Below are 21,623 nucleotides of genomic sequence, written 5' to 3' on the forward strand. Positions count from 1 at the left end.
GGGGTTTTTCATGCCTCGACCCCCTTCGGCCCGGCGCGACGGAGGGTGCTTGACATAAATACGTTCGTACGTATTTAATGAGCCCATGGCAAAACCTTCCCTTCGCGAAAAGATCCTCGACGCCGGGCTCCGGGTCATGTTCCGCCAGGGCTACAACGGCTCCGGCATCCGCGACATCGTGGCCGAGGCCGAGGCTCCCCAGGGCTCCTTCACCAACCACTTCCGCTCGAAGGAGGCCTTCGCGGAAGAGGTCCTCGACCGCTATTTCTCCCATGTCCGCAGTCTGGCGGCCCAGGCCCTCGAGGACCGGACCCTCACGCCGCGGGAACGGCTGCGGCGCTACCTCGACATCATCACGGAGCGCCTCGAGGCCGATGCCTACGGCCGCGGCTGCCTCATCGGGGATTTCAGCCTGGAAGCCTCTTCGCACAGCGAGAGGCTGCGCCGGCGCCTTGCCGACATTTTCGTGGAATGGCGGCAGCCCTTCGCCGCCTGCATCGCCGAGGCCCAGGACAGGGGGGAAATCTCCTCCGCCTTCGCCGCCGAGGATCTCGCCGACTTCCTCCTGGCCTCCTGGCAGGGCGCCATCCTGCGCATGAAGGTGGAGCGCGGCCCGGCCGCCCTGGAGCGCTTCAAGTCCATCGCCTTCGCGACCGTCTTTCGAGAATCCCCGAACCGCACCGCAGAGGAACGCCCATGAAACCCGGTCCCGACATCGCCCTGCCCCGCCGCCCCGTTCTCGATTCGCACATGGCCTACCGGGAGGCCGGGCGTCCCGGCGCCCCGGTGGCCCTGTTTCTGCACGGCAATCCGACCTCCTCCTTCATCTGGCGGAACGTCATTCCCCATGTGGCGGGCGTCGCGCACTGCATCGCCCCGGACCTCGTCGGCTTCGGCCAGTCGGGCAAGCCGGCGATCGGCTACCGGTTCTTCGACCACGCCCGCTATCTCGATGCCTTTCTGGATGCTGCCGGAATCTCCTCCGCCTACCTCGTGGCGCAGGACTGGGGCACGGCGCTCGCCTTCCATCTCGCCGCGCGGCGGCCGGATTTCGTACGGGGCCTCGCCTTCATGGAGTTCATCCGGCCCATGGCGTCCTGGGACGACTTCCACCAGGTGCCGGCGGCGCGCGAAACGTTCAGGGCCTTCCGGACGCCCGGCACCGGCGAGCGGACGATCCTGGAGGACAACGCCTTCGTGGAGCGCGTGCTGCCCGGTTCCGTCAGGCGCCGCCTGAGCGAGGAGGAGATGGCCGTCTACCGGGCGCCCTTCCCGACGCCGGAATCGCGCCGTCCCGTCTGGCGCTTTCCCAACGAACTCCCCATCGCGGGCGAACCGGCGGACGTCGCTGCGGCGCTCGAGGAGGCCCATGCGGCCCTCGCCGCCTCGGACTACCCGAAGCTCCTGTTCGCCGGCAATCCGGGAGCCCTCGTCTCCCCGGCCTTCGCAAGGGAGTTCGCCGCCCGCCTCAAACGGTGCGATCTCGTGCATCTCGGGCCAGGCGCCCACTACCTGCAGGAGGACCATCCGGAGGCCATCGGCCGCGCGGTCTGCGACTTCATCCTGCGGGCCGAGGCGCACGCCCCGGCCGGCGTGGCAGCGTGAGGGGAGGGAAACCATGGCCTCCGTGACGATCCGCTACTGCCGGCCCTGCGGTTACGAGAAGCGCGCCAGGGCCGCTGCCTCGGCCCTCGGCCGACGGTTCGGGCTCGACGTGGATCTCGTGCCGGGCGGCGGCGGCGTGTTTCAGGTGCTCGTCGACGGTCGGGTCGCGACGGAGCGGGCGAAGGGATTCTTTCCCGACGAGGCCGCCATCGTCGCGGCGGTGGCGGCCGCCCTGGGCAAGCCGGAGCCCGGCGCCTCTTGAACGCCTCAGGCCGGTTATCCGCCGAGCATCGCCCGCGCCTGGGCGGCGAGGTCCTCTGAGTTGCCGACCGGGAGCGAGCAGCGCATGCCGGCGCAGACCAGGGCCCGCGGACCTTGTCCCGCCGCGGCAAGCGATCGGGCGGGATGGCTCTCCTCCAGGCCTTGCGGATCCGTCGCCACGTGCACGCTCCGCTCCAGGTAGGGGATTCGCAGGGCCGCCTCCCGCAGGGGCTCCGAACCCTCTCCCACGACGAGGATGCTCAGGCCCCTGAGGTGGAGATCGAGGGCGTTCAGGATCGAGGTGTGGCCGAGCGGCGCCGCGCGGGCGGCGGCCGTAAGGCGGGCCAGCACCGCCTCGGCCCGGTCGCCGTCCTCGGTGCGCCCGCCGATCTGGGCGAGCCGGACCAGGGCCTCGGCGAAGACGCCGTTGGCGTTGGGCACCGCGTCGTCGTGGCTCGGCTGCGGACGGACCACCAGCGGGTCCGCGTCCCGCGCGGTCATGGCGAGAAGCCCCGATTCGGGCAGCATGTAGTCCGACAGCAGGACGTCCCGCCAGGCGAGCGCGTCGGCGCGGCAGGATTCCTCGCCCGTCGCCTCGAACAGGGCGAGGGCCGCGCGCATCATGGCGGCGTGGTCGAGGGCGAAGCCCGGATGGACGAGGACGCCGCCGCGCCAGGAATGGCCGAGGCGCCTGTCGCGGGCCATCGTCTCGCGCACGAAGCGGTAGGCGCGCGTGGCCAGGGCGATCCAGTCCGGACGGCCGAGGAGGGGAGAGGCCCGCACCAGGGCCGCGATGGCGAGGCCGTTCCAGTCGGCCAGGACCTTGTCGTCGAGGCCCGGTCGCACGCGTCGGGCGCGCCGTTCCAGCAGTTTCTCCCGCATCGGGGCGAGCCGTTCCTCCACGGCGGGGGGCGCCTCCTCCGAGAGGAGCCGGTTGAGAATGTTGGTGCCCTCCCAGTTGCCCTCGGCGGTGACGTCGTAGACCTTCGCGAAGAGATCCGCATCCTCGCCCAGCGCCTCCCGCACCTCGCCGAGGCTCCACACGTAGAAGCGGCCCTCCTCGCCTTCCGAATCGGCGTCGAGAGAGGACGCGTAGGCGCCCCCGGGCGTGACCATCTCCCGTTCGAGCCAGGCGACGATGCCCTCGGCGGCGCCCCGGAAGAGGGGACGGCCCGTCTCCGCGAAGGCGAGGGCGTAGAGTTCCAGGAGCTGGGCGTTGTCGTAGAGCATCTTCTCGAAATGCGGCACGAGCCAGCGCTCGTCGACCGCATAGCGGGCGAAGCCGCCGCCGAGGTGGTCGTGGATGCCGCCATGGGCCATGCGCTCGAGGGCCAAGAGGGCGGCATGCCGCGCCTGATGGCTGCCGCTCCGGCGGGCGTGGCGCAGCAGGAATTCGAGGATCGGCGGGTTGGGGAACTTGGGCGCGCCCTGCAGGCCGCCGTTCACCGGGTCCGTCACGGCGACGAGCCGGGCGCCGAGGTCGTCGAGATCCTGGAGGGACAGGCCCTCGCCGCCGGCCCGGGCTTCCTCGGCGAGGTGCCGCTTCAAGGCCGTGGCATTCTTGGCGACCCGCTCCGGCTCCGCCCGGTAGATCCGTGCGATCTCGCGCAGCACCTGCACGAAGCCCGGGCGGCCGAAGCGCGGTTCCTTCGGAAAATAGGTTCCGCCCCAGAAGGGCTCGCCTTCGGGCGTCAGGAACATGGTCAGCGGCCAGCCGCCCTGCTCGCCGAGAAGGTGGAGGGCGCTCATGTAGACATGGTCCACGTCCGGCCGCTCCTCCCGGTCCACCTTGATGTTGACGAACAGCTCGTTCATCACCGCCGCGACGGCGGGATCCTCGAAGCTCTCGTGGGCCATCACGTGGCACCAGTGGCAGGCGGCGTAGCCGACCGAGAGCAGGACCGGCCGCCCCAGGCGGCGGGCTTCCGCAAAGGCCTCCGGCCCCCATTCCCACCAATGGACAGGATTGTCGCGGTGCTGCAGGAGATAGGGAGAGCTGGCATCCTTCAGGCGGTTCATGGGTCCGTCTCCACTGTCTCGCGTCTTCGCACTCGGGCCGGGCGATTCGGGGCCGAACCGGCCGGAAGGCCCTGCCAGGCATCGGGCGCAAAAGCGGGAACCGGTTTTGCGCGAAACGATGCTCGACATCGGAAGCCTGGAGCATCGAACGTGAGTGCGCGTTCTCGCCCGATGCTCCAGGCCTTAAAGCTCTCGGTCCCCTGAAGGTTCATGGTCATGCGCTCGGACGACACCATCTTCGCACCGGCCTCCGGCTACGGTCGAGCCGCCATCTGCGTGATCCGGATCAGCGGGCGGGGCAGTCGATTCATTCTCGAAACGATCGCCGGCGGAGTGCCCGCGCCGCGCCGGCTCGTCCTGCGGACCCTGCGCGGCCCGGAGGGCGAGCCTCTCGACCAGGCCTTGGTCGCCTGGATGCCGGGGCCGGAGAGCTTCACCGGGGAGGATCAGGTGGAGCTGCACATCCACGGCGGCCTCGCCACCCGCGCGGCGGTCCTGAAGGCGCTGGGCGCGTTCCCGGACTGCCGCCCCGCGGAGGCCGGCGAGTTCACCCGCCGGGCCTTCCTGAACGGCCGGATGGACCTGAGCCGGGTGGAGGGGCTGGCGGACCTGATCGACGCGGAGACCGAGGCGCAGCGGCGCCAGGCCCTCTCCCAGCTGGAAGGGCGGCTCGGCCAAGCGGCGGAGGCGTGGCGGGAGGAGATCCTCCAGGCCCTTGCGCTCCTGGAGGCGAGCCTCGATTTCTCGGACGAGGGCGACGTGCCCGAGGGCCTGGAGCGGGAGGTCGCCCGGCGCCTGGAGGCGCTGCGGGATTCCTTCGCGAAGGTTCTGGCGGAGGGCGGCGGCGAGCGCCTGCGCGAGGGCCTGACCGTGGTCCTCGCCGGGCCGCCCAATGCGGGCAAGTCTACGCTCCTGAACGCGCTCGCGAAGCGGGACGTGGCCATCGTGTCCCCCGTCGCCGGCACCACCCGCGACCTCATCGAGGTCCATTGCGACCTGAACGGGCTGCCCGTGGCGGTGGTGGATACGGCGGGCCTGCGGGAGAGCTCCGACCCCGTCGAGCGGGAAGGGGTCGCCCGCGCCCGCGCCCGCGCGGAACGGGCGGACCTCGTGCTCTGGCTGGTGCCGCCGGAAGGGACCGATGGGGAGCCTCCCCCGGCGCGGCGGCTCCTGCGGGTCGGCACCAAGGCGGATGTGAACCGCACCCGTCGCGATTGCGACGTGCTGGTCTCGGCGGCGACGGGGGAGGGGATGCCCGAGCTGCTGCAGCGGCTGGAGCGGGAGGCGGAAGCCGCCTTCGGGACCGGCGATGCGCTCCTGACCCGGGAGCGCCACCGGCGGGCCCTCGAGCGGGCGCAGGCGGCGATCCGGACCGCGCTCGACCTGCTGGAGCGGCGCGGGCCCGTGGAGCTCACGGCGGAGGAGGTGCGCCTCGCGGCGCGGGCGCTTGGGGAAATCACCGGCCGGGTGGACGTGGAGGAGATGCTGGACCGTCTCTTCTCCAGTTTCTGCATCGGGAAGTGACACCGTTTACCTTTCCCATGAGAGAACCGTCCCCGCGGCGAATCGGTGCGCAGAGGCTTGGAGAATCGCCTGAAAAGCTGTTGGAGAGAGTGTGGACGGGCTGTGGAGGGCCGTGGACGGTCGGCGATGTTTCACGTGAAACATTTTGCCCTTTTGACCTTCCGCGCCGAACCGCCTAAGGCCAGCGCTGGAGTGAGGACATGACACGACATTTCGATGTGATCGTCGTCGGAGGGGGCCATGCCGGAGCCGAGGCTGCGGCCGCGGCCGCGCGCATGGGCGCGTCCACCGCCCTCGTCACCCACAGGATCGCGACCGTCGGTGCCATGTCCTGCAATCCGGCCATCGGCGGCCTCGGCAAGGGGCATCTGGTCCGGGAGATCGATGCCCTCGACGGGGTGATGGGACGGATCGCCGACAAGGCCGGAATCCAGTTCCGCCTCCTCAACCGGCGCAAGGGGCCCGCGGTGCGGGGCCCGCGCACCCAGGCGGACCGCAAGCTCTATGCGCGGGCCATGCAGGCGGAGCTGCTGGCGACGCCGAACCTCGCCCTTGTGGAAGGGGAGGTGGACGACCTCCGCCTCGTCGCGGGCCGGGCCGCCGGCGTGGTGCTGGCCGACGGGCGCGCGCTGCCGGCCGGCGCGGTGGTTCTCACCACCGGCACCTTCCTGTCCGGCCTCATCCATATCGGCGAGCGCAAGATCCCGGCCGGGCGCATGGGCGAGCGGCCCTCCCTCGGGCTGTCCGGTACCTTCCGCCGTCTCGGCTTCGCCCTCGGCCGCCTGAAGACCGGCACGCCGCCGCGGCTCGACGGCCGCACCATCGACTGGACCTCCCTGGACAAGCAGGCGGCGGACGACGTGCCGGTGCCGTTCTCCGCCCTCACGGAGCGGATCGACGTGCCGCAGATCGAGTGCGGCATCACTCGGACCACGGCGGCGGGCCATGCGCTCATCCGCGCCAACCTGCACCGGGCGCCGATGTATTCCGGCGACATCCAGAGCGTCGGCCCGCGCTACTGCCCGTCCATCGAGGACAAGGTGGTGCGCTTCGGCGACCGGGACGGGCACCAGATCTTCCTGGAGCCGGAGGGGCTCGACGACATCACGGTCTATCCCAACGGGATCTCCACCTCCCTCCCGGAGGAGGTGCAGCGGGAGCTTCTCGCCCTGATCCCCGGCCTCGAGCGGGCGCGGATGCTCCAGCCGGGCTATGCCATCGAGTACGACTACGTGGACCCGCGCAGCCTCGCTGCGAGCCTGGAGACCAAGGCGGTGCCGGGGCTGTTCCTGGCCGGGCAGATCAACGGCACGACCGGCTACGAGGAGGCGGCGGCGCAGGGGCTGGTCGCGGGCATCAACGCGGCGCGGCGGGCGGCCGGGCAGGAGACGGTCACCTTCGACCGGGCGGAATCCTATATCGGCGTGCTCGTGGACGACCTCGTGACCCGGGGCGTCAGCGAGCCCTACCGCATGTTCACCTCCCGCTCGGAGTATCGCCTGAGCCTGCGCATCGACAATGCGGACGAGCGCCTGACGGGGAAGGGCCTTGCGCTCGGCTGCGTCGGCAGCGCCCGGGCGGCGCATTTCGCCCGCAGCCGGGACCGGCTCCGTCAGGCGGAGGCGATGCTGCGCGCCCTCACCATCACGCCCGTCGAGGCGGCTCGCCGGGGCCTGGAGCTGAACCAGGACGGCATCCGGCGCAGCGCCTATCAGCTCCTGTCCTATCCCCTCATCGGCTGGCCGGAGCTCGTGGCGCTGTGGCCGGAGCTTTCCGCCATTCCGGAGACGATCCGCGAGCGGATCGAGACCGATGCGACCTATGCGGTCTATCTCGACCGGCAGAAGGCCGACATCGCCGCCTATCGGCGGGACGAGGCCATCGTGCTGGACGAGGACCTCGACTTCCAGGCCCTGTCGGGCCTGTCCAACGAGATCAAGGCGAAGCTGACGAGAGTCCGTCCCCGCACCCTCGGGCAGGCGGCGCGGATCGAGGGGGTGACCCCGGCGGCCCTGACCCTGCTCGCCGCCCACGCCCGCAAGCGCTCCGAGGCCGCGCCGCGCGACACCGATTCGGGACTGCAACGATGACCGGCCAGGACGTTCAGCCCCGCCTCGCGCCCTTCGATGTTTCACGTGAAACATCCGAGAAGCTCGCGCTCCTCGAAAGCGAACTCAGGCGCTGGCAGGCGATCAAGAACCTGGTCGGCCCGGGCACCCTCGACCGGATCTGGGAGCGGCACATCCTCGACTCCCTGCAACTCCTCGCCTGTGCCCCCGAGGCGCGCCTGTGGCTCGACCTGGGGTCCGGCGCCGGCTTCCCCGGACTCGTCCTGGCCATCGCCGGGCAGGAGCGGGGGCTCGAGGTCCACCTCGTCGAGAGCAATTCGCGCAAATGCGCCTTCCTCCGGCACATCGCCCGCCTCACCGGGGCCAAGGCCGTGGTGCACGAGGCGCGGCTGGAAACCGTCGTGCCGGATTTCGTCGGCAAGGCCGACGTGGTCTCGGCCCGCGCCCTGGCGCCCCTCGCGACCCTCCTCGGCTGGACCGCCCCTTTGTTGAAAGCGGGGACAATCGGCCTCTTCCCGAAGGGACGGGACGCGGAGGCCGAATTGACCGAGGCCCGGAAATCATGGAAGTTCGCTGTGGAGGTCCTGCCCAGCCGAACCGATTCCGAGGCCAGGATCCTTCGCATATCCTCCATCGAGAGCCTGTCATGACAAGCGACCGCAGCGGATCCGAACCAGGGACGCGACCGGCCAAGCCGCGCGTTCTGGTCCTCGCCAACCAGAAGGGCGGCGTGGGCAAGACGACGACGGCCATCAATCTCGGCACCGCCCTGGCCGCCATCGGCGAGAAGGTGCTGATCATCGACCTCGACCCGCAGGGCAACGCCTCGACGGGCCTCGGGATCGACCGCAAGAGCCGCAGCGTCTCGACCTATCATGTGCTGGCCGGCGAAGAGACCCTGGACCGGGCCATCACCGAGACCGTGGTGCCGCGCCTGTTCGTGGCGCCCTCGACCCTCGACCTGCTCGGGATCGAGCTGGAGATCGCCAGCGAGCGCGACCGGGCCCATCGCCTGAGGAACGCCATCGCGCATCTGACGGGCGCCGAGGTAAGCGATCCTTTTACCTATATTCTGATCGACTGCCCGCCTTCGCTGAATCTCTTGACCATCAACGCCTTGACCGCGGCGGACGCCGTCCTGGTGCCCCTGCAGTGCGAATTCTTCGCTCTGGAGGGTCTCAGCCAGTTGCTGAAGACGGTCGAGCAGGTCCGCTCGGCCCTCAATCCGCAGCTGACGATCCACGGCGTCGTCCTCACCATGTTCGACCCGCGCAACAACCTGTCGGGGCAGGTGGTGGCCGACGTGCGACAGTTCATGGGCAGCAAGGTCTACGAGACCATGATCCCGCGCAACGTGCGGGTGTCGGAGGCGCCGTCCCACGGCAAGCCCGTGCTGCTCTACGATCTCAAATGCGCCGGGTCGCAGGCCTATCTGCGCCTGGCATCCGAAATCATCCAGCGGGAGCGCGCCCTGCGCGCCGCATGAACGAGCACCAGCGAGGGTCTCCATGGCAGAAGAAGCAAAGCCGCGCCTGGGAAGGGGGCTCGCCGCCCTGATCGGCGAGGTGGGCGACGAGATCGGGGTCGTCGAGCGGGGCCGCGGCCAGCGCAAGGTGCCCGTCGCCTTCCTGCGGCCCAACCCGCGCAATCCGCGCAAGCATTTCGCCGACGGCGAGCTGCAGGAGCTGTCCCAGTCCATCAAGGACCGGGGCATCATCCAGCCCATCGTGGTCCGGCCCGTGCCGAAGACGCCGGATGCCTACGAGATCGTCGCCGGCGAGCGGCGCTGGCGGGCGGCCCAGGCCGCCGGGCTGCACGAGGTGCCGGTGGTCGTCGTCGACATCGACGACAAGACCTCCCTCGAATACGCGATCCTCGAAAACGTCCAGCGCGCCGACCTCAACCCCATCGAGGAGGCGCAGGGCTATTCCCGCCTCATGGCCGAGTTCTCCTACACCCAGGAGAAGCTTTCCAAGGTGATCGGCAAGAGCCGCAGCCACATCGCCAACATGATGCGCCTGAGCGACCTGCCCGAGCCGGTGAAGACGCTCCTCGTCAACCGCCAGATCACCGCCGGTCACGGCCGCGCCCTGCTGTCGGTGAAGGATCCGGTCGCCGTGGCGAAGCGCATCCTCGACCAGGGGCTCAGCGTGCGCCAGGTGGAGGAGATCGCCCAGGCCGACCAGGCCGAGGCGACGCCGAAGCTCGAAACCAAGTCCGTGAAGTTCAAGGCGGAGAAGGACCCGGACACCCGCGCCCTCGAAAAGGCGCTCGAGGACGTCCTCGGCCTCGCTGTCTCCATCGACCACAGGGGGCAGGGGGGCGAGCTGCGCATCCGCTACAAGACCCTGGAGCAGCTCGACGGCCTGTGCCGGCGGTTGAATCCCGCAGGTTAAAGCATCGAGCGCAAAAGCGGGAACCGGTTCTGCGCGAAACGATGCTCGACATCGGAAGCCTGGGGCATCGGACGTGAGTTCGCGTTCTCGTCCGATGCTCTGCCTCATCCTGACGAGGTTGCGGAGCCGTCCGCCTCGAAGGATCGGTGACGATTCCTGAACGGGAAACCTACCGCCGCGCGGTGCGGGCGATGTCGAGCAGGGTCCGGGCGGCCACCACGTGATCGAGGTCGGACAGGCGGCGGGTGTCGAGCAGGCTCGCCTGGATCAGGGCGATGGCCTGCCTCAGGGTCTCGGAGCTCCAGCGCTGCAGGTGCCGCTCGACGAGGGGCTTGCGCCGGAAATGCAGGCTGCGCATGCCCTCCACCACGGCGCCGGCCGGCTTTCCCTCCTCGACGGCGAGCCGCGCGGGCAGGAGCATCAGGGCGTGGCGCAGGGCGGCGCCGAGCACGGTGGAGGCGGCAACGCCTTCCGCGGCGAGGCGGCGCGCGCCGGTCTCCAGCTCCGTTCCCTGGCCGGCGAAGGCCGCGTCGACCACCGCGTCCATGGCGAGGCTCGATACGTCGCTGAGCACCGCGTCGACGTCGTCGAGGGTGATCTCCCGGCGGCCGTGGGCGTAGAGCATGAGCTTCGCCAGCTCGCCCCGGGTGGCGAGGCGGTCGCCGCCGAGGCTCGCGAGGAGGGCGGCGCGCGCCTCGCGGGAGATGGCGAAGCCGCCGCTCTTCAGGGTCTCGTCCACCACCGCGCCCAGGTCCCGGCCCGTATCCGCGTAGCAGGGCAGGGCGAGGGCGTTCTGCGCCCGCTCGCACAGGACCCGCAGGGGCGCGGATTTGGCGAGATCGCCGCCCTCGATGACGATTGCCGTGTCCTGGAGCCGGCCCTTGAGGACCATCTCCACGGCCGGGGCGATGTTGCGCGAGGTCGCCTTGACCCAGATCGCCCGGCGGCCGCCGAACAGGCCGATGGTCAAGGCTTCGTCCGCGAGCCGGGCGGGATCGGCGGCGATGTCGTCCCCGTCGATGCGGATGAGCTGGAACGGATCGGAGGGATCGTCCACGGAACGCTCCGCGACGGCGCGGGCGCGCTCGTTCACGAGGCCCGTGTCGGGCCCGTAGAGCAGGAAGACGCCGATGCCCGGATGGGGGCGCCGCAGCACCCCGTCCACGTCTCCGGCCTTGACCGCCACCATGGCCGTCAGCCGGCCGTGGCCAGCTCCATCGCCAGCCGGGTGCGGAGCTGCTCGGCCAGGGCCTTCGCGAGCCTGATCTCCGCGTCGCGGGCCGCGCGCACCGTGGCGAAGCGCTGCTGAAAGCGCTCGTAGGTGGCGTAGGACGTGACGGTTCCGGTCGCGACGGTCTTGGAGCCGTCCCTGGTGGTGAGCGTGTAGGTCAGGGTGCCGACGATGGTGGTGGTCTGGGCCCGTCCCGTCACCGTGTCGACGATGGGGCTCTGGAGCGTCTGGCCGAGGGAGAGCGAGAGCACGTAGCGCTTCGGCACCTCCGCGCCCGAGCCGTTCAGGGCATAGATCACCTCGCTGCGGATGTAGTGCCCGACCCGCGCCTGGGCGTCGGCCCATTTCAGCTCCGGCACCTCGATGGAGGCCAGCACGGTCTGGAGCGACTCGCCCGAGGCGGTCGGCCCGTAGAGCGGCCGGAAGCAGGCGGACAGGCCGAGCGAAAGGCCGGCCACCACGACGAGACGGGCGAGGCCCTTGAGGTTAAGCGACGACATTCACGATCCTCTGTGGGACGACGATGATCTTGCGGACGGACCGTCCTTCCATAGCCCGTTGCACCGCTTCGAGCGAGAGCACGGCGGCCTCGATGGCGGCCTGGTCCGCATCCCGCGCCACCGTCACGTCGGCGCGCTTCCTGCCGTTGACCTGGACGGGCAGGGTGATCGAATCCTCCACCAGCAGGGAACGGTCGAGGATCGGCCACGGGGCCTCCGCCGCCAGCCCGGTCTCGCCCAGCGCCTCCCAGCACTCCTCCGCCAGGTGCGGCATCATGGGCGCGAGCATCTGCACGAAGATCCGCGCCGCCTCCCGGAACGCCCCGGGCAGGCCCGACTCGTCGGCGTCCTTCGCCCGGTTCAGGAGGTCCTGCAGGGCGTTGGCGAGCTCGTAGAGATGGGCGACGCAGCGGTTGAACCGCAGGCGCTCCACGTCCTCCTCGACCGCGGCGAGCGCCTTGTGCGCCGCCTTGCGCACGGCAAGCCCGACGGGTCCCTGCGCCGCCGCGCCGTCGCCCGCTCCCGCCCGGTCGGCCAGCTCGCCCACGAGGCGCCAGACCCGCTGGACGAAGCGGGCCGCGCCCTGCACGCCCTCCTCGGTCCAGATCACGTCGCGCTCGGGCGGCGAGTCGGAGAGCATGAACCAGCGGGCCGTGTCGGCGCCGTAGGAGGCGATGATCTCGTCCGGGTCCACCGTGTTCTTCTTCGACTTCGACATCTTCTCGATGGAGCCGATCTCCACGGGCTCGCCCGTGCGCACGTGGAAGGCCCGGCGGGTGCCGCCTTCGCTCTCGATGCGCACCTCGCTGGGCTGCACCCAGGCGCCGCTCGCATCCCGGTAGGTCTCGTGCACCACCATGCCCTGCGTGAACAGGCCGGCGAAGGGCTCGTCGAGGCCCGCATGGCCGGTCCGCGTCATGGCGCGGGTGAAGAAGCGCGAATAGAGCAGGTGCAGGATCGCGTGCTCGATGCCGCCGATGTACTGGTCCACCGGCAGCCAGCGGTCGACGACCGCCTTGTCCGTCGGCTCGTCCGCGAGGGTCGGGTCGGTGAAGCGCGCGAAGTACCAGGACGAGTCCACGAAGGTGTCCATGGTGTCCGTCTCGCGGCGGGCCTTGCCCCCGCATTTCGGGCAGTCCACGTGCTTCCAGGTGGGATGCCGGTCGAGGGGGTTGCCCGGCACGTCGAAGGACACGTCCTCCGGCAGGGTCACGGGCAGCTGCTCCCGCGGCACGGGAACGATGCCGCAGGACTCGCAGTGGACGACCGGGATCGGGCAGCCCCAGTAGCGCTGGCGCGAGATGCCCCAGTCGCGCAGGCGGAAGTTCACCTTGCGCTCGGCGACGGGACGGTTGTCGCGGGTCTCCCGCTCCAGGCGGCGGGCGACCTCCTCCTTCGCCTCCGCGATGGTCATGCCGTCGAGGAAGCGGGAGTTGATCATCCGGCCCTCGCCGTCATAGGCGGTGTCGGTGATCGCGAAGCTCTCCGGGTCCGTGCCCGGCGGGCAGACCACCGGCGTGTTGCCGAGGCCGTAGCGGTTGACGAAGTCCAGGTCGCGCTGGTCGTGCGCCGGGCAGCCGAAGATGGCGCCCGTGCCGTATTCCATCAGGATGAAGTTCGCCACGTAGACCGGCAGCGTCCAGTCGGGATCGAAGGGATGGACCGCGCGGATGCCCGTGTCGAAGCCCAGCTTCTCCGCCTTCTCGATGGCCTCCTGAGCCGTGCCGACGCGGCGGCATTCCTCGATGAAGGCGGCAAGCTCGGGGTTCTTCTCCGCGGCGGCCCTCGCCAGCGGGTGGTCGGGGGCGACGGCCATGAACTTCGCCCCGAACAGGGTGTCCGGCCGGGTGGTGTAGATCTCGAGTTCGGTCTCGCCGTCGGGTGCCGTGTCGGGACGCAGGGCGAAGCGGATCAGCAGGCCCTCCGAGCGGCCGATCCAGTTGCGCTGCATCAGGCGGACCTTCTCGGGCCAGCGGTCCAGGGTGTCGAGCTTGTCGTTCAGGTCCTCGGCGAAGGCGGTGATCTTCAGGAACCACTGGGTCAGCTCGCGCTGCTCCACCAGGGCGCCGGAGCGCCAGCCGCGCCCGTCGATCACCTGCTCGTTGGCGAGCACCGTCTGGTCCACCGGATCCCAGTTCACCTTCGCCGTCTTGCGGTCCACCAGGCCCGCCTCCAGGAAGTCCAGGAACATGCGCTGCTGGTGCTTGTAGTAGCTCGGGTCGCAGGTCGCGATCTCGCGGCTCCAGTCCAGCGACAGGCCCATGGACTGCAGCTGACCGCGCATGGTGGCGATGTTGGCGTAGGTCCAGTCCTTGGGGTGGACCTTGTTCTGCATGGCTGCGTTCTCCGCCGGCATGCCGAAGGCGTCCCAGCCCATGGGATGGAGCACGTTGAAGCCCTTGGCGCGCTTGTAGCGGGCCACCACGTCGCCCATGGTGTAGTTGCGCACGTGGCCCATGTGGATGCGCCCGGACGGGTAGGGGAACATCTCGAGCACGTAGTATTTCGGCCGCGGATCGTCGTTGCGGGTCCTGAACAGGTCGCGGTCGTTCCAGACCTTCCGCCATTTCGGCTCGGCTTCCTTGGCGTTGTAGCGCTCGGGCCTCATTTCCTCGTCACACCGTCATGAATGAAAGACGCGGCTTGCGCCGCAGGGCTGGCGCGGACTAGGACACAGCTCACCCGCGCGGTCAACGGCTTCGCGCGCGAGAATGGCGTGCAGAGGAATCATATGAGCGACACCAACCCCGTCGAAGGCCTCGGGCAGGTCCGCGCCGGCATCGCCCGGGCCGCCGCCGATTACGGGCGCGATCCCGCCTCCGTCACCCTCGTCGCCGTCTCCAAGACCTTCCCGGCGGAGGCCGTCGAGCCGGTGCTCGCCGCCGGCCAGCGGGTCTTCGGCGAGAACTACGTGCAGGAGGCCAAGGCCAAGTGGCCCGCCCTGCGCGAGCGCTATCCCGGCGTGGAGCTCCACCTCATCGGCCCGCTCCAGTCCAACAAGGCGAAGGAAGCCGTGCAGCTCTTCGACGCGATCCACACCCTCGACCGGCCCTCGCTCGCCGAGGCCCTGGCCAAGGAGATCGCCCGGCAGGGCCGGGCCCCGCGCCTCCTGGTCCAGGTCAACACCGGCGAGGAGCCGCAGAAGGGCGGGGTGATGCCGGCCGAGGCGGACGCCTTCATCGAGGCCTGCCGCACCCGCTGGGGGCTGATCGTCGAGGGCCTCATGTGCATCCCCCCGGCGGACGAGCCGCCCTCGCCGCACTTCGCCCTGCTCCGCAGGATCGCGGCCCGGCACGGCCTCGCGACGCTCTCCATGGGCATGAGCGCCGACTACGACGCGGCGATCCAGATGGGCGCCACCCATGTGCGGGTGGGCAGCGCGATCTTCGGGGCGAGGCCGCGCAAGGCTTGAATATTTTCGGGCATGCCGGGACGGGCTTTCCGCCGGCATGGAGAGCCAGCTTGCCCGTTCCCCGGTCTCCCGCTAAGGTTCCCTTAGATCCGCCACACCAACCGAAGGAGGGCTGCATGTGTGAAGCGATGCATCTACGCATGTTCGGCCCCTGGCAGGCCCTGCAGCAGCTCGTTGCAGGGCGGACCACGGCACGGATCTGACGCGACGACCCCTCCCGGCATCCCGCCGGACACGAACCCGAAGGCGTCCGTCCTCCTCTCTCGATCTGGTCTGCTCCGAACGGCTTTCGCGCGCCCGAGCCTCCGCGGCCCCGGCTGCGCCCCGCCTCGTTCACGCCTTCGCGCTGGGCCGACGCGCCCGCGCCCGACCGTCGAGACAGATCATGGGCTCCATCGGCCTCCGCAACGTTTCCGTTCTCACTCCCCATCCTCTCTTCCGCAACCTCACGCTCACCGTCGGCCGGGGCGACCGCCTCGGGATCGTCGCCGGCAACGGGTCCGGCAAGACCACGCTCCTGCGCTGCCTCGCCGGCCTCGCCGAGCCGACGGAGGGGGACGTCGTCCGCTCCCGCGGCCTGCGGATCGGCTTCGTCCCCCAGGCCGTGCCGGAGGAGCTTCTCGGCCTCTCGCTTCGGGACGCCGTCCTGAGCGGCCTCGATCCCGCGGATCGCGCCGGCAGCGGCTGGCGGGCCGACATCGTCCTCGACGAATTCGGGGCGCCGGAGCCGATGCGCGTCCAAGCCCTGCGCGCGCTCAGCGGCGGCTGGCAGCGGCTCGCCCTGATCGCCCGCGCCTGGGTGGCGGAGCCCGACGCGCTCCTCCTCGACGAACCCACGAACCACCTCGACCTCGAAAAGCTGTTCCTGCTGGAGCGCTGGATCCGCGAGGGTACCGGCGGAGCGGCGGTGGCGGTCGTGAGCCACGACAGGAGCTTCCTCGATGCCTGCACGACGAAGACCCTGTTCCTCCGGCCGGACACGTCGGTCGTCTTTTCCCATCCCTACGGCCGCGCAAGGATCCTGCTCGCCGCGCAGGATGCGGCCCTCGCCAACCGCAACGAGAAGGACCGGCGCGAGATCGGGCGGCTGCGGCAGAACGCGGGGGAGCTGCGCAACGTCGGCGTCAACAGCGGCAGCGACCTTGCGCTGACCAAGGCGAAGCAGCTCGGGAAGCGTGCCGATGCGCTCGAGGAAAGGCTGAAAATCCTGCACCGGGACCGGCCGGGCGAGGTGAGGCTCGCGAGCCGCGAGACCCATGCGCGCGTCCTGCTGCGCATCGGGAACCTGACCGTGAACAGGCCCGACGGGGAGGTGCTGTTCCATGTCCCGAAGCTCGACGTGGCCCAGGGCGAGCGCATCGTCGTGCTGGGACGCAACGGAGCCGGGAAGTCGCAGTTCGTCCGCCTCCTTCATCGTGCAGCGTCGGATCCCGACGCATGCTCCGACATTCGCGTCGGCCCGAGCGCCGTCCTGGGCTACATGGACCAAGACCTGTCGCAGATCCCGGAGCGGGAGACGCCGTTCGGCTTCGTCCTGTCCGCCTTCCGGCAGGGCGACCGGCAGACCACGGCGCTGCTGGCGGAGGCGGGCTTCTCCATCGCGCAGCAGCAGCGGCCCGTCGGGACCCTTTCCCCCGGCCAGAAGGCGCGGCTGGGACTCCTGGCCCTGCGGCTCGCGCGGCCGAACCTCTTCCTCCTCGACGAGCCCACGAACCACCTGGACATCCCGGGGCGGGAGGCCTTGGAGGAGCAGCTCCTCGCGGCCGACGCCACCGGGATCCTGGTGTCGCACGACCGCCGCTTCGTCGCGGCGGTCGGCACGCGCTTCCTCGCCGTGGAAGGGAGGAGGGTGCGGGAGGTCGCCTCTCCCGAGGCGTTCTACGCCCGGATCCAGGCCGGATAGAGCCGCTGCCGGGTCGGACGAAGCGCTATCGTCCGGCCCGCAGGCGCTTCTCGATCTCGTATACGGGATGGCGGGTGAGGTCCTTGTCCACCTCCGCCACGATACGGGTCTTGAAGGGCGCGGAGAACCGCTTGCGCAGCTCCGCCAGCGTCCGCGGCGGCGCGGCGACGATCACGGCCTTGGCCCGGGCCGCGGCCTCCTCGAACGCCTTCGCCACGTCGCCGGCGAAGCGGATCTCGGCAAGGTCGTGCCAATCGGTCTCGCCCATGGCGCTGCGCTGTCCGCCCGCCGCGAAGGCGCGCCCCGGCCTGTCCGTGCCCTGTTCGGCGGTGGACGGGTTGTCCGGCGCCTCCAGGACCCTGTCCACCGTCAGGTTCCAGTCGACCTCGTTGCCGGCATTCCTCAGCAGCAGGGCCTTCCGCCCATCGCTGACGAGCACCATTCCCTCGTGGGGCAGCTTGAGACGCTCGGTCATGGAAGTGAGCTCCGTTCCGTTAGGGAAAGAGCTTATCACGCGTCAGTCCCGCAGAGGGGAAAAGGAGACGCGGGCTCGGGTCGCACCCGGACGCCCCTGCCTCAGCGCCCGTTCCGGCGCAGGGCGGCGGCGATCTTCCTGTCGGTGTTGTACTGGCCGAGGGCGTAGACCGCCCAGATCGCCGCCGGAAGCCAGCCGATGAGCGTGACCTGGAGGATCAGGCAGATCAGCCCGGCGAAGGGCCGGCCGATCGTGAAGAAGGTCAGCCAGGGAAGGATCAGGGCGATGAGGAGGCGCATGGACGGACGGCCTTTCGTTGGGTCGTCCTGAGATAGGCACGCCGCGCCCGATTGCAAAGCTTGCGCCTGTACCGGAGGCCGATGCCCGCACCCCTCAGCCGAGGATGGCGATCCGGGTCCGCGGCCCGATCCGCTCCAGGAGGCGGCGGGCGGCCTGGGGCGCCACGGCGACGCAGCCTTCGGTGGGCGCGAAGCCCGGACGGGCGAGGTGGAGGAAGATCGCGCTGCCCCGCCCGCGGCGGATCGGCCCCCGGTTCCAGCCGATGTCGAGGACGATGTCGTAGAGGTGGTCCTCCCGCCACATCTTCTCGTGCCCGGTCGGGCAGGGGAGGGGGACCGGCCGGTTGTAGCGCCGGTCCCGCGGGTCGTCCGACCAGCCGTCCTGCGGGCGAAGGGGGCGCAGCTTCAGGCCGGTGCGGGGCCGGTTCATGCGGTCGGCGCGGTAGAATCCCTGCAGCAGGGGAAAGCGGCCGATGGGCGAGGCGCCGTCCCCCTCCCGCTTGTCGCGCCGCGGCCCCGTGCGTCCGAGGGCGCAGGGCAGGACGAGGGCGCCCGCCTCGAGGCGCCCGCGGCGGCGGTCGAGGGGGGAGCGGCGAACGACGACGAGATTGACGTAGGCGGTCTTCATGGGCAGTGGAAGGGACGGGGGCGCCCCTTGTTGTCAAGTCGGGAATGACTAGTCTAAGGGCGGCGCGCGATCCGCGGAAGCGGGCCTGCCTCCCGCACGAGATCCGCCGCCCGCACTTCGCCTGAAGGGTTTGCAATGTCGAATGCCAGCCGTCTCCTCGTGGTCGACGACGATCAGGACCTGCGCGACGCGCTCGTGGAGCAGCTCGGCCTGTACGAGGAGTTCCAGGTCGCCACGGCCGCGAGCGCGGCGGAAGCCATGCAGGCGGTCAAGAACGGGCGCGTCGACCTCGTCATCATGGATGTGGGCCTGCCCGACATGGACGGGCGCGAGGCGGTCAAGGTCATGCGGCAGGAGGGCTTCCGCAGCCCGATCATCATGCTGACCGCGCAAGGGTCCGACGCCGACACGGTGATGGGTCTGGAGGCGGGCGCCAACGACTACGTGGTCAAGCCCTTCAAGTTCGCCGTGCTCCTGGCCCGCATCCGGGCGCAGCTGCGCCAGTACGAGGCCAGCGAGGACGCGGTGTTCCAGATCGGCCCCTACACCTTCCGCCCGGGCTCGAAGCTCCTGACCAACGAGAAGGGCTCCAAGCTCAAGCTGACCGAGAAGGAAACCGCGATCCTGCGCTACCTCTACCGGGCCGGGCAGGCGGTGGTCGGCCGCGACACCCTGCTCGCGGAGGTCTGGGGCTACAATTCCAACGTCACCACCCACACCCTCGAGACGCACATCTACCGGCTGCGCCAGAAGATCGAGAGCGACCCCTCCAACTCCCGCATCCTCGTCACCGAGCCCGGCGGCTACAAGCTGATCCCCTGACGATGGCGCTCGACGACGACATCGCCGTCCTCTCCGGCGCCCCGCTGTTCAGCCTGCTCGACCGGGACGCCCTGCGCCTCGTCGCCTTCGCGGCCGAGACCCGGAACCTGCGGGAGGGAGACACCCTCTTCCGCAAGGGCGACCGGTCGGACGGAGGCTACGTGGTGAGCCGCGGCGCCATCGCGCTGGACGCCCGCGAGGACGGCTCGGCGGCCGAGTTCGTCGCCGGACCGGGCGCGCTCATCGGGCAGGCGGCCCTGTTCGCCCGCATCGAGCGCCCGGCGACGGCGATCGCCCGGGAGCCTTCCACGGTGATCCGGGTCGCGCCCAGCCTGATGCGGCGCGTGCTGGAGGAGTTCCCGGCGGCGGCGGCGGCCATGCACGAGGCGCTGGCGCTGGACCTGGTCCGCCTGACGGAGGGGCTCGAGCGGGTGCGCCGCCGGCTCGTCGCCATCGACGGCGAGGAGAGCCCGGCCGCGCGGGACGAGGGCTGACGCGTCCTGCCTGCCGGCATCAGGCCGCCTTCACGTCGGAGAGGAAGGTCTCCACCTCGCGGCCGAGATGCTCCGCGTAGCGGGCCAGCTCGTGCGCCGCGCTCAGGACCTGGCTCGCCGCGGCCCCGGTCTCGCCCGCCCCCACCTTCACGCTCTCGATGCTGCCCGTCACCTGGCCGGTGCCGCGGGCGGCCTCCTGGATGCTGCGGGAGATCTCGCTCGTGGTCGCCCCCTGCTCCTCCATGGCGGCGGCGATGCCGGTGGAGATGGCGGAGATCTCGTCGATGATCGAGCGGATGCCCTGGATCGCGCCCACCGCCTCGTGCGTCGCGCCCTGGATCTGGGCGATCTGGGCGCCGATCTCCTCCGTCGCCCTGGCGGTCTGGGTCGCCAGGTTCTTCACCTCGGCCGCGACCACCGCGAAGCCCTTGCCGGCCTCGCCCGCGCGGGCCGCCTCGATGGTGGCGTTGAGGGCGAGCAGGTTGGTCTGCGAGGCGAGGTCGTTGATCAGGGTCACCACGTCGCCGATCCGCTCCGCGCCGCTCGACAGCGCGCGCACGATCTCGTTGGTGCGCTTGGCGCTCTCCACCGCCTCCGACGAGATGCGCGAGGACTGGGTGACCTGGCGCGCGATCTCCTGGATCGAGATCGACATCTCCTCCGTGGCCGCCGCCACCGTCTGCACGTTGCCGGAGGTCTGCTCCGCCGCCGCGGCGACGCTGACCGATTCCCGGTTGGTCCGTTCCGCCGTCGCGGTCATGGTCTGGGCGGTCGCCTCCATCTCCGAGGCCGCCGCGGCGAGGCTGCGCGTGAGGGCGGAGACATTGGCCTCGAACTGGCGCGTCAGCTCGTCGAGCTTGAGGGCGCGGTGCATCTTCGCCTCGTTCTCGGCGGCCTGCTCCTGCGCCAGGCGCTGGCGCTCCGCCGCGTTGTCGCGGAAGATCTCCACCGCGCGCGCCATGGCGCCGACCTCGTTGCGCCAGCCCGCATAGGGAATGTCCCGGGAGGTGTCCCCATGGGCGAGGCGGGTCATGGCCTCGGCCAGGGTCGGGATCGGCCGGAACAGGGCGCGGGCGGCCATCGTCGCGGCCAGGGCCAGGACGAGGACGGCGGCGAGGGAGACGAGGCCCATGCGCCACATGAGCCGGTCCGCCGCGGCGGCGAGGTCGGTCGTCTCCACGCCCGTCCCGAGCACGCCGAGGATCTGCCCGCTGCGGCCGAAGACGGGGAGGTTGATCAGGAGGTAGTCCTTGCCCAGCACCCGGGCCTCGCCCACGTAGACGCGTCCCGCCGAGACCACGGGAAAGACGGCGCCGCTGCGGTCCATGGCCGTGCCGACGGCCCGCGCCCCGTTGGGGTTGCGCAGGTTGGTGGCGCGGCGGATGAAGTCGCCGCTCGCCTTGTCCCGGGCGAAGAGGGTGGCCGGCGCCTGGGTCGCCTCCGCGATGCGGTCGACCAGCGCGTCGCTGTAGAAGACCGCGTCGTCGTCGACGACGATGCCGACGATCGCTCCCGTCGCGTCCTTCCGCGTCGCAAGGCTGCCCACCGATCCTTCGAGGATTCCGGCGAAGGTGCGGACATTGGCCTGAAGCTGCGCGAGGGCATTGGCCCTCACGTCGGCGCGGGTCTGGAGGGCGACCACGGCGAAGAGGGCGGCAGCGGTCAGGACGACGAAGGCGATCATGGCGGCCGTCGTGAGATGGGACAGCTTGCGGCGGGCGAGGAACGACACGGGATTTCCCTAAGGTAAGACGTAGCCTCACACGTCGCAGAAGGCCTTTAAGAATGGGTGAACGGAGGCAGCCGAAACCGTGATGCCGCAAGGCATCCGCGGTTTGCGCTTCGATGGAATCGCGCTCCGCTCGGAGGTCCTCGGTTTGCCGCAATGTCGGACGGACCCGGAAGGGCCGCGTCGGCGAAAACCGGATCCCCCTTCTCCGGAAAATGCTCTAAGGGAGACGCGTCCCGTCCCGCCTCCGGAGTCC

The 21,623-nt window shown here is 70.5% G+C and carries 20 protein-coding genes; 12 read left to right on the forward strand and 8 right to left on the reverse strand.

What is annotated here, in order from left to right; all coding sequences use genetic code 11:
- The first annotated feature begins 85 nt into the window (after positions 1 to 85).
- Genes GDR74_RS01355 through GDR74_RS01365 form a run of 3 tightly spaced genes read left to right on the forward strand, consistent with a single transcriptional unit; the run spans position 86 to position 1,867 of the window.
- Complete coding sequence (locus GDR74_RS01355; protein WP_152584618.1) at positions 86 to 700, forward strand: TetR/AcrR family transcriptional regulator; 615 nt, start codon at positions 86 to 88, stop codon at positions 698 to 700.
- On the forward strand, positions 697 to 1,605 hold the full coding sequence (locus GDR74_RS01360) for a haloalkane dehalogenase (protein ID WP_152584619.1): 909 nt from the start codon (positions 697 to 699) through the stop codon (positions 1,603 to 1,605). The genes GDR74_RS01355 and GDR74_RS01360 overlap by 4 nt, the downstream gene beginning before the upstream one ends.
- 13 nt (positions 1,606 to 1,618) lie before the next feature.
- Positions 1,619 to 1,867: an Rdx family protein gene (locus GDR74_RS01365; RefSeq protein WP_152584620.1), complete on the forward strand. Its 249-nt coding sequence runs from the start codon at positions 1,619 to 1,621 to the stop codon at positions 1,865 to 1,867.
- 14 nt (positions 1,868 to 1,881) lie between these two features.
- On the opposite strand, the gene GDR74_RS01370 is transcribed toward GDR74_RS01365, so the two are convergent.
- Complete coding sequence (locus GDR74_RS01370) at positions 1,882 to 3,885, reverse strand: thioredoxin domain-containing protein (RefSeq protein ID WP_152584621.1); 2,004 nt, start codon at positions 3,883 to 3,885, stop codon at positions 1,882 to 1,884.
- 216 nt (positions 3,886 to 4,101) lie between these two features.
- Here GDR74_RS01370 and mnmE point away from each other — a divergent pair, with 216 nt between their 5' ends.
- From mnmE to GDR74_RS01395, 5 genes are all read left to right on the forward strand, one after another.
- The gene (gene mnmE / locus GDR74_RS01375) at positions 4,102 to 5,409 is read left to right on the forward strand and encodes a tRNA uridine-5-carboxymethylaminomethyl(34) synthesis GTPase MnmE (RefSeq protein ID WP_152584622.1); all 1,308 of its coding nucleotides are present in this window, start codon (positions 4,102 to 4,104) and stop codon (positions 5,407 to 5,409) included.
- 200 nt (positions 5,410 to 5,609) lie between these two features.
- Positions 5,610 to 7,499 carry a tRNA uridine-5-carboxymethylaminomethyl(34) synthesis enzyme MnmG gene (mnmG, locus tag GDR74_RS01380; RefSeq protein WP_152584623.1) on the forward strand — a complete coding sequence of 630 codons (1,890 nt, stop codon included), beginning with the start codon at positions 5,610 to 5,612 and terminating at the stop codon, positions 7,497 to 7,499.
- Positions 7,496 to 8,128: a 16S rRNA (guanine(527)-N(7))-methyltransferase RsmG gene (rsmG, locus tag GDR74_RS01385; RefSeq protein ID WP_152584624.1), complete on the forward strand. Its 633-nt coding sequence runs from the start codon at positions 7,496 to 7,498 to the stop codon at positions 8,126 to 8,128. The genes mnmG and rsmG overlap by 4 nt, the downstream gene beginning before the upstream one ends.
- A complete protein-coding gene (locus tag GDR74_RS01390) occupies positions 8,125 to 8,964 on the forward strand; it encodes a ParA family protein (protein WP_152584625.1) in 840 nt (279 codons plus the stop codon). Before rsmG ends, GDR74_RS01390 begins: the two co-directional genes overlap by 4 nt.
- A gap of 22 nt (positions 8,965 to 8,986) precedes the next feature.
- Positions 8,987 to 9,874 carry a ParB/RepB/Spo0J family partition protein gene (locus GDR74_RS01395; protein WP_152584626.1) on the forward strand — a complete coding sequence of 296 codons (888 nt, stop codon included), beginning with the start codon at positions 8,987 to 8,989 and terminating at the stop codon, positions 9,872 to 9,874.
- 169 nt (positions 9,875 to 10,043) lie between these two features.
- Here GDR74_RS01395 and holA read toward each other — a convergent pair whose 3' ends face one another.
- Genes holA through leuS form a run of 3 tightly spaced genes read right to left on the reverse strand, consistent with a single transcriptional unit; the run spans position 10,044 to position 14,213 of the window.
- A complete protein-coding gene (gene holA, locus GDR74_RS01400; RefSeq protein ID WP_152584627.1) occupies positions 10,044 to 11,063 on the reverse strand; it encodes a DNA polymerase III subunit delta in 1,020 nt (339 codons plus the stop codon).
- A gap of 5 nt (positions 11,064 to 11,068) precedes the next feature.
- Positions 11,069 to 11,605, reverse strand: a complete 537-nt coding sequence (gene lptE, locus GDR74_RS01405) for an LPS assembly lipoprotein LptE (protein WP_152584628.1) — start codon at positions 11,603 to 11,605, stop codon at positions 11,069 to 11,071.
- A complete protein-coding gene (gene leuS / locus GDR74_RS01410; RefSeq protein WP_152584629.1) occupies positions 11,592 to 14,213 on the reverse strand; it encodes a leucine--tRNA ligase in 2,622 nt (873 codons plus the stop codon). Before leuS ends, lptE begins: the two co-directional genes overlap by 14 nt.
- Before the next feature lie 123 nt (positions 14,214 to 14,336).
- Here leuS and GDR74_RS01415 point away from each other — a divergent pair, with 123 nt between their 5' ends.
- Together GDR74_RS01415 and GDR74_RS01420 are read left to right on the forward strand one after the other, a co-directional pair.
- Positions 14,337 to 15,017, forward strand: a complete 681-nt coding sequence (locus tag GDR74_RS01415; RefSeq protein WP_152584630.1) for a YggS family pyridoxal phosphate-dependent enzyme — start codon at positions 14,337 to 14,339, stop codon at positions 15,015 to 15,017.
- Between the two features lie 385 nt (positions 15,018 to 15,402).
- Entirely contained in the window at positions 15,403 to 16,920 is a 1,518-nt protein-coding gene (locus GDR74_RS01420; RefSeq protein ID WP_152584631.1) for an ABC-F family ATP-binding cassette domain-containing protein, read from the forward strand.
- 25 nt (positions 16,921 to 16,945) lie between these two features.
- On the opposite strand, the gene GDR74_RS01425 is transcribed toward GDR74_RS01420, so the two are convergent.
- The 3 genes from GDR74_RS01425 to GDR74_RS01435 all read right to left on the reverse strand — a co-directional run bounded on the left by GDR74_RS01425 (position 16,946) and on the right by GDR74_RS01435 (position 18,322).
- Positions 16,946 to 17,395 (reverse strand): host attachment protein, encoded by a 450-nt coding sequence (locus GDR74_RS01425; RefSeq protein WP_152584632.1) that lies wholly within the window; start codon positions 17,393 to 17,395, stop codon positions 16,946 to 16,948.
- A gap of 101 nt (positions 17,396 to 17,496) precedes the next feature.
- On the reverse strand, positions 17,497 to 17,694 hold the full coding sequence (locus GDR74_RS01430) for a YqaE/Pmp3 family membrane protein (protein ID WP_152584633.1): 198 nt from the start codon (positions 17,692 to 17,694) through the stop codon (positions 17,497 to 17,499).
- A 94-nt stretch (positions 17,695 to 17,788) separates the two neighbouring features.
- The gene (locus GDR74_RS01435; RefSeq protein ID WP_152584634.1) at positions 17,789 to 18,322 is read right to left on the reverse strand and encodes a L,D-transpeptidase family protein; all 534 of its coding nucleotides are present in this window, start codon (positions 18,320 to 18,322) and stop codon (positions 17,789 to 17,791) included.
- A gap of 135 nt (positions 18,323 to 18,457) precedes the next feature.
- Between GDR74_RS01435 and GDR74_RS01440 the strand changes: the two genes are divergently transcribed.
- Positions 18,458 to 19,144, forward strand: coding sequence for a response regulator transcription factor (locus GDR74_RS01440; protein WP_152584635.1), 687 nt, complete (start codon positions 18,458 to 18,460; stop codon positions 19,142 to 19,144).
- A 2-nt stretch (positions 19,145 to 19,146) separates the two neighbouring features.
- Positions 19,147 to 19,638, forward strand: coding sequence for a cyclic nucleotide-binding domain-containing protein (locus GDR74_RS01445; protein WP_152584636.1), 492 nt, complete (start codon positions 19,147 to 19,149; stop codon positions 19,636 to 19,638).
- 19 nt (positions 19,639 to 19,657) lie between these two features.
- Here the strand turns inward: GDR74_RS01445 and GDR74_RS01450 are convergent, their stop codons facing one another.
- Positions 19,658 to 21,370, reverse strand: a complete 1,713-nt coding sequence (locus GDR74_RS01450) for a methyl-accepting chemotaxis protein (protein ID WP_152584637.1) — start codon at positions 21,368 to 21,370, stop codon at positions 19,658 to 19,660.
- Between the last annotated feature and the right edge of the window lie 253 nt (positions 21,371 to 21,623).

The organism is Microvirga thermotolerans (genome assembly GCF_009363855.1).
Classification (GTDB): domain Bacteria; phylum Pseudomonadota; class Alphaproteobacteria; order Rhizobiales; family Beijerinckiaceae; genus Microvirga; species Microvirga thermotolerans.